Source organism: Streptomyces sp. NPDC005752, assembly GCF_040630715.1.
GTDB lineage: Bacteria > Actinomycetota > Actinomycetes > Streptomycetales > Streptomycetaceae > Streptomyces.
In genome coordinates this window covers 1-5926 of record NZ_JBEXYB010000080.1, presented here as the reverse complement: position 1 = coordinate 5926, position 5926 = coordinate 1, and the positions used below count along the sequence as shown (strand labels likewise).

At 68.8% G+C, this 5926-nt stretch carries 5 protein-coding genes; all 5 read right to left on the bottom strand.

What is annotated here, in order from left to right; all coding sequences use genetic code 11:
• Nucleotides 1-216: 216 nt before the first annotated feature.
• The 5 genes from ABZ441_RS33375 to ABZ441_RS33355 are packed head-to-tail and all read right to left on the bottom strand — an operon-like array spanning nucleotide 217 to nucleotide 5305.
• The gene (locus ABZ441_RS33375; RefSeq protein ID WP_358981143.1) at nucleotides 217-1233 is read right to left on the bottom strand and encodes a hypothetical protein; all 1017 of its coding nucleotides are present in this window, start codon (nucleotides 1231-1233) and stop codon (nucleotides 217-219) included.
• Nucleotides 1234-1279: 46 nt separating this feature from the next.
• Nucleotides 1280-2281 carry a TniB family NTP-binding protein gene (locus tag ABZ441_RS33370; RefSeq protein WP_358981140.1) on the bottom strand — a complete coding sequence of 334 codons (1002 nt, stop codon included), beginning with the start codon at nucleotides 2279-2281 and terminating at the stop codon, nucleotides 1280-1282.
• Nucleotides 2275-3018 carry a hypothetical protein gene (locus ABZ441_RS33365; RefSeq protein ID WP_358981138.1) on the bottom strand — a complete coding sequence of 248 codons (744 nt, stop codon included), beginning with the start codon at nucleotides 3016-3018 and terminating at the stop codon, nucleotides 2275-2277. The genes ABZ441_RS33370 and ABZ441_RS33365 overlap by 7 nt, the downstream gene beginning before the upstream one ends.
• Complete coding sequence (locus ABZ441_RS33360) at nucleotides 2940-4436, bottom strand: hypothetical protein (protein WP_358981136.1); 1497 nt, start codon at nucleotides 4434-4436, stop codon at nucleotides 2940-2942. Before ABZ441_RS33360 ends, ABZ441_RS33365 begins: the two co-directional genes overlap by 79 nt.
• Entirely contained in the window at nucleotides 4433-5305 is an 873-nt protein-coding gene (locus tag ABZ441_RS33355; RefSeq protein ID WP_358981134.1) for a TnsA-like heteromeric transposase endonuclease subunit, read from the bottom strand. Before ABZ441_RS33355 ends, ABZ441_RS33360 begins: the two co-directional genes overlap by 4 nt.
• Nucleotides 5306-5926: the final 621 nt, after the last annotated feature.

The window sequence follows — 5926 nt, the reverse complement described above, 5'->3', positions numbered from 1 at the left end:
CAGCAGCCTCGGCTACCTCAGCCCCGCCGAGTACGAGACCGCAATCGCAGCCTGACCACCACACCAATGGTGTCCGTCAAAGCGGAGCAAGCTCAGACGCCATGCCATCAGTCTCCCGATTCCGATGTTGATCTGTCCAGCACACCACACTAATCGAACATAGTTACGCACGTCAGATGCTGTCCTGCACGGGCTCGCAGCGGCAGCTGCTGGAGATTACCGGCCCTGTGGTCCGTGAAGTTTCGCTCTTGGGCGGGGTGGTTGGTAGCCGAGTTCGGTGAGTTCGGTGGAACCTGGCCCGTACGGGTTGTGCCGGTAGGGCCACCGGCCGCGGGGGTAGGGATGGCGGCCGGGTGTGTATCTCATGCGGATGTCGAACTGGTCCGGGTACAAGGCTGGGTCCTCGAGCCAGGGCCGGCCCAGGAGAGCGGCGACGGCGGTGTGGAGGGGATGGGTGCGTCCATGGCGTTCGCGGGCGAGGAGCGTGCGGGGGTGGCGGGCGAAGAATTGGGCGAGGGCGATGGTCTCGGGGTAGGTGATCGCTTCCCGGGCGAGGGCGTACCAGAGGCGAGTGCGCTTGTTGTTGCCGATGCGGCGAGCGCGTGCGGACCACATGCGTTCCTCTGTCGGTGCGACGCGCCGCCACGTCTCCGTGAGGTTCATGGCCAGTGCGAGGGCATGGTCGGCGGCTGCGCCCCAGCGCCGGAGGAAGCGGAGGTGCATGTGGTGGGCGGCGAGGATTTCGGGGGTGCGGGCGAGGTCGGCGTGCTCGACCAGCAGTGGGATGCCGGCGAGGGTGTGGCGGCCGAGCATCCAGGTGTGGTGGCGGCGGCAGATGAGGTGGGTGTCGGGGAGGTACTGGGAGACGGGGTGGGGATCGCTGGTGCGGGCGAGGGTACAGCGGGGGCAACCGGTGACGGCGTGAGCGGAGGCGAGTCGGAGCCGGGCACGAGCGGTCTGGGGGTCGGGCTTGTCGCGATAGCGGTTCCATTCGGGAAGCGCGTGGGCGAGGTGTTCGTCGGGGATGCCGGCGAAAGCGGCGATCAGGCAGCGGCTGGGGGCATTGAGGTACAGCTCGATGCTGGTGTAGGGGCCGTGCGGCTTGGTGCATTCGGCATTGGCTGTCGGCCAGGGGATACCGAGGGCGTGAAGCAGTTCTAGGGTGCTCAGGTGATGTCGGCGTGCCAGGCGCTGGACGTAGGAGGTAGTGGTCTCCCACTGCAAGGGCGCCACGCGCCAGATGCTGGGGCGCGGGAGAGTACGGTGCGCGCGGGTCATGTCAGGCCCGTGCCGGTGGACGCGTGGCCTGTTCGGCGAGTTCATCGAGATCGATGTCGTCGAGGAGCCGCTTGGTGATCTTCTCGCTGCCGTCGAGGATAGCGGCGATGGCGGCTTCCCGGACGAGCGCGGACAGGCTGCCGATCCTGCCGCCGGTGCGTTGGTGGAGGTAGGGGGCGTGCCGGGTGAGGGTGTCGGGGCGGTGTGCTTGGAGGCGCAGAGCTTGATCCATGCCGCAGACCAGGCCTTCCCAGGCGGTGCGCTGCGCGGTGCTCCCGTACGACAGGGGTGGATTGCGCACCATCTTGAACCGCCCGGCCAACTGCGCGCCGCGGCTTCCCGTCAGGAGCGGGGATGCCTCGATGGCGACGCCGGCATAGACGAAGGTGGCGGGGATGCGTTCGCTGAGGTGCTTCATTTGGTCGGAAGTTTCGGCACCAGTGCGGGTGCGAGTGTTGAGCAGATGGACGTCGTCGACCAGGACGAGTTGGGTCGCCAGATCGTGCAGGGCGGCGCAGACGATGTCGGTGATCCGCACTTGGTTCATCGCCTTGCCGATGGGCAGGTCGAGGAATCGGGCCAGTTCGGAGACGAGCATCTTCGGGGTCGCGGCGGGTGGCACGGACAGGAAGACCACCGGCAGTCGCTCGCCGAAGCCGTCGTGGCGGGCCCGGTCGGCAAGGTGGAAGGACCGGCCGAGCTGCTGCAGGGTGGTGGTCTTTCCCGTGGTCGGCGGCCCGGAGATCAGCAGTCCCCGGCGGGCGGTGCCGTTGTGCCGCCGGTTGAGAATCATCAGTCGGCGCAGGGTAAGGGAGATCCTGGCCATGGTGGGGGTGGACAGGATCACGAACCGGGAGTGGTAGTCCAGGCGTTGCTCGGCGCTCCAAGGGCCGGTCCCGGGCAGGCAGGGTGGTTCGGTGTCGACGAACTGCGTCCACTCGCGCCAGGTGGTGGGGGAGGCATACGGCTCGTCGTGTGTCTCGTGGCCGGGGGGCGTCACCACTGCTGCGCCTCCTGGTGTGCGTCGAAGACGCTCCAGGCCGCTGCCGACGTCACGGAGTCGGCGATGTCAGGGGTGGTGCCGGAGTCCTCGTCCATGTGCGGGACCTGCCGGGCGGGACTGCCCGGCAGAGGTGCCTGCGCGTTGCGTTGCTTTGTGCGATCTGTGTGCGTTTTGCGGCGTGAGCGTGCGGGCCAGCCGGTTGGGCTGGGCTCGCCGCTGGCAGCGTCTGCCGCGCCCGGGGCTCTCGGGGTGGTTTCGCCTGGGCGGGAGCCTGCGACGTGGCTGACGCCTGTGTCCGCGGTGTGTGCGCGGCGTAGGAGTTCGTCGAGGTGGCGGGCGAGTTGTTCCTCGTGTTCGGCCCTGCCTTCGCGCTGTTTGACCACGCTGCGAATGTGTCGCCAGGTGGTGTCGGTGAACGGCCTGGACACCAGCCCTTGATGGATCCAAGGGACAGACTCCCAGCCGTGGGGGAGTCTGACCCAGCACTGCCACGGCTCGTAGGGGTTGTGGTGGACCTCCCACTTGCCATCCGTCGCCGTGGAGCGGTGGCGGTGCGCGTTGAGTGCGGGCCCGTCGTAGGTGCGGTGCTCGAACCGGATGCCCTCGTCGCCGATCGCGCACCGCCTGGAGGGCAGCAGCTCGATCCAGTCGGCTGCGGTCAACGGGACGGGGACATGTCCGGCGATACCGACGAGCGCGGCCCACATCTCGTTGGGCGTGAGTGCCAGACGGGGCATGAGGGGGTGCCGCAGGCGCTCGTGGCGGCGTTCCTGCCACCCGCGCAGACGACCCATTCGTCGAGGAGGTCCTGTAGCTGGGGCAGCGTCCAGCACGCCTCGTCCTCCACGTTGCTGCCGCGCGTGGCGATGCTGTTGCCGGTGTATCCGGCGACGTACTGCGCGAACAGGGTTCCGATCGCTCCGAACCCCCGCTCTACCTGTCCTTTGGCGTGCCCGGACGCGGGCGGGCACGGCTGGACGGAAATCCCCAGGTGCTCGGCGGCGGCGAGGAAGCAGCGGGAGACGAACACCTTGCCCTGGTCGATGACCACGGTCGTCGGCCGGATCACCGGTCTGGCTGCCGCACCCTGCATGCGGGTGTCGATGGAGACGAGCCGGGTGTGGGGAATGACGGAGGCGGCCATGGACAGGTACTGGAGCCAGTGCGGTCGCATCGGCTGCGGCACGAGCGTCTGCGCGAGGAGCACGGCCGCGTCGACCGCCTTGGTTCCCTTGGGACGCAGGACGGCCGCGGTGATGCTGCGGGTGGCCACGTCCACCGCCATCGTCAGCTCCGGCCGGCGCGCCCGCCCGTCCTCGCACACGACCATCACGTCCAGCAGCGTGCTGTCCATCATCACCAGCTCACCGGGTGCCATTGCGTGCGTCGGTGTGAACACCGGCACGGGCCGAGAGGCCCTGCGCCGCTCGCCGACTGCGGTCAGTGCCAGCCCCTGCTGCTCGGCGACGGCCCGCGCCAGGCGGTTGAACGTGGCCACGGGGGGCACGGCCACGCCCTCGGGGCCGTGGATGTCCTGCAGCACCCAGGCCACCTGCCGCCGCAGCCGGCTCAGCGTCCCGGTAGACCGCCCTCGCTGCTCTGTCAGCGCCCCTGTGATCGCGGCGACCACCCGAGGGTCGGCCTGGCCGAACACCGACCGCTCCCGCTTCCTGCGGCCGTCGACGAGCCCCCACACCCCTTCCTTGCGGTAGCGGGCCCGCATCCTGCGCACCGTGGCCACACTGATGGCCTGGCCGGCCGCGGTCAGCTCGGCGGCCTTGGCCGCCTCCCGCTCGGCGAGCGAGTGCACGGCCGGGTCGTACCCGGGCCGGGGCGGCCAGTCCTGGCGAGGGCCGACGTGCCCGGTCTCGACTTCCAGGATGTGCCGCTCCCAGGCCAGGGCCTTCTCACGGACTTCGGGGCCGAGCCCGTCCAGCGGGCCGTGGACAGGTACTCGCCGGCGTGCGGAGGGGGGTTGGTCCAGGACATCGAAGTCCGGAGCTCCGAGGACCTGGGTGAGCAGCAGCACCCGCACGCTGGCGTCTCCCTCAGCGAGCAGCCTGCAGCGAGTCCCGTCGAGGCCGGCCAGGACATGGACCCGGTCCTCGAACCGGATTCGGTCACCGACCTTGACGACGTCCACCACCCGCTTCATCGTTCCCCTCCCCAGCATCGCCCGGTAGGGCTGGCAGTCACGAGGGTCTCCTCGTTCAGGGGACGGTCCCAGTCCATGGTCAGCAGGCTGTGCCACAGCTGGTGGTAGACGGCAGGGAGCGTCGCGATCGGATCCCCGAGCCGGAGCGCGCCCGTGCCCAGCGCGGTGGGCACGGGGAATGCCCGCCGCAGCCGGGCGGCCGAGATTCCGACGGAGCACCGGGGATGCCGGTAGCCCGACAGCCACCGTGCGTTGGCCGTGACCACCGGATCCGCAGCAACCGCGAACCGGTGCTCCCAGCCTGCTTCCCGAGCACACGCTTCAACTACCCGGGCCCGGCCTGCGAGTCGCCTGGAGGGGCCGCCGCGTCCGGGGCAATCCACAAGGTGCACCGTGCCGCCGGTCAGAGCCACGGCCAGGTCAGGGGCATGGGTGACAAGCCTTCCGTGCTCTTGCCACACGAACTCCACCGGCCGGCATGCGATGCCCACCACCTGCGGATCTCGGTCGAGCAGCATGACCGCGTCCCGCATCGCAGCGCTCCCGTATCCGATGAGACGGCCGGTGGTCGCGGACCACCACCATCCCGGAGCCAGCAGCCGTCCGCGCCGTACGGAGAACCCGCGTACGGCCGGGTACTCCATGGGCCGGAACTCCCCGGCCCTAGTCCGCCACGGCAGCTGGGCTATGCCCCCGTCGGGTCCCACGAATCGCACGCTCACGTGACGCGGATGCACCCCGCCCCCTCTGTCGATCCAAGGCGAGGCCGCAGGCAGGCCGCCTTCTCCTTCAGTGGAGGACGGCCGACCTATCTGAGCAATGCGCAGGCAGGACGAGCCACACGATGGGGTGAAGAACTGCCGGAGCATCCCGAAGTCTCCCTCAGGCTCTGCTAACTGAGGTGGCATCGCATGCTGTCGGGGGGGTGAGGGCGCCAGCGTCGCCGTCTGTAAAAACTGGGAGCAGGGGTGCACTGCGCAGGTTGGTTGAGTACTGCGCAGGTTCGCTGATTCACCACACATGCCGTACGTCTGAGCATTCGGCGGGGACCAACGAAATTAACGGTCTCTACCCAGGACTTTTAGTGATGCAGGGTGGTGTGCGATGAGTCCAGTTCTTAGCTACGATCGAGAATGAGGCACGCGATTTACCCTCCGATCACCCCGCCCTCTTGTTGGTGCGTAGTTGCCTGTGACGGTGTGTCGAGTAATGCCGCAGGTGCTTTCCGGACTCGGCCTGCCCGCACTGCGGAGCCGTGCGGGCAGGCACCCACAGGCTTTTGACCTCTTGTCACCACCGAGACCCGTAGCCGCCGAGCGCACCTGCACCACATTCCGGGACGTGCGAGAATTCCGGAGGAATTCCCCAAACCTATTCCGGAGGAATGGGTTTGAAGCCAGCCACTGCTCCATGGTGGCCCTCAGGTCGACCGCCCCGTGACCGCGGTGCGGCAGAGCACCCAGGCCCACATTCACTCGGCCGTCACCGAG

Coding starts and splice junctions, on each gene's coding strand:
- ABZ441_RS33355 (WP_358981134.1), bottom strand. CDS start 5,305: ATGCTCCGGCAGTTCTTCACCCCATCGTGTGGCTCGTCCTGCCTGCGC.
- ABZ441_RS33365 (WP_358981138.1), bottom strand. CDS start 3,018: ATGCCCCGTCTGGCACTCACGCCCAACGAGATGTGGGCCGCGCTCGTC.
- ABZ441_RS33360 (WP_358981136.1), bottom strand. CDS start 4,436: ATGAAGCGGGTGGTGGACGTCGTCAAGGTCGGTGACCGAATCCGGTTC.